The organism is Halomonas sp. LES1, from assembly GCF_031846005.1.
Classification (GTDB): domain Bacteria; phylum Pseudomonadota; class Gammaproteobacteria; order Pseudomonadales; family Halomonadaceae; genus Halomonas.
Genome location: NZ_JAVRGC010000027.1, coordinates 1 through 638 on the forward strand (window position 1 = coordinate 1; position 638 = coordinate 638).

General features: G+C 62.5%; 1 protein-coding gene and 1 pseudogene. Both read right to left on the reverse strand.

All coding sequences use genetic code 11. From position 1 onward, the window contains the following. The coding region (locus RM463_RS17445; RefSeq protein WP_311430775.1) for a TRAP transporter large permease subunit at positions 1-435 on the reverse strand (435 nt) is incomplete at its 3' end. Next, a pseudogene (locus RM463_RS17450) lies at positions 428-638 on the reverse strand (TRAP transporter small permease); the annotation flags it as partial. The gene RM463_RS17445 and the pseudogene RM463_RS17450, both read right to left, overlap by 8 nt.

The window sequence follows — 638 nt, forward strand, 5'->3', positions numbered from 1 at the left end:
GGCGATGGAAGCAGAGGCCAGGGAGTCCTTGTAGCCATACTTGCGCATCTGCGGCATCGCCACGCGCCCCATGGTGGCACAGGTAGCCAGGCTCGAACCGCAGATGGCGCTGAATCCTCCACAGGCGACGATGGTGGCCATCGCCTGGCCTCCCTTGCGATGCCCCAGAAAGCCGTTGGAGGCCCGAAACAGGGCGTCAGATAGCCCGGCATGGGAAACGAAGTTGCCCATCAGGATAAACAGCGGGATCACCGACAGCCCGTAATCCATGGCGGTATCCACCACTCGCCGGGCCGCCATCGCCTCGGCGGCATTCACGTTGCCGGTCAGGTAGTAGAAGCCGGCAAAGCCCACGATGCCCATGGCGAAGGCCAGCGGCACCCGCAGGAACACCAGTACCAGCAGGGCAGCAAATCCATAGAGCGCTTCAGTCATGGTTCCCTCCAGGGCTCAACGGGCCGCCTCGCTTGATCACCTTGAAACCTTCCAGTAGATAGAGGATCGCCCGTGCCAGGGTCAGCAGGGCCGAGAGTGCCAACATGATCGAGATCAACCCGATCAGATAGCCATAGGGAATGCGCAGAAACTCGGTCACGTCCCCCCAGGAGAAGGCGCGCTCGGCCAGAGCCCAGACTCGC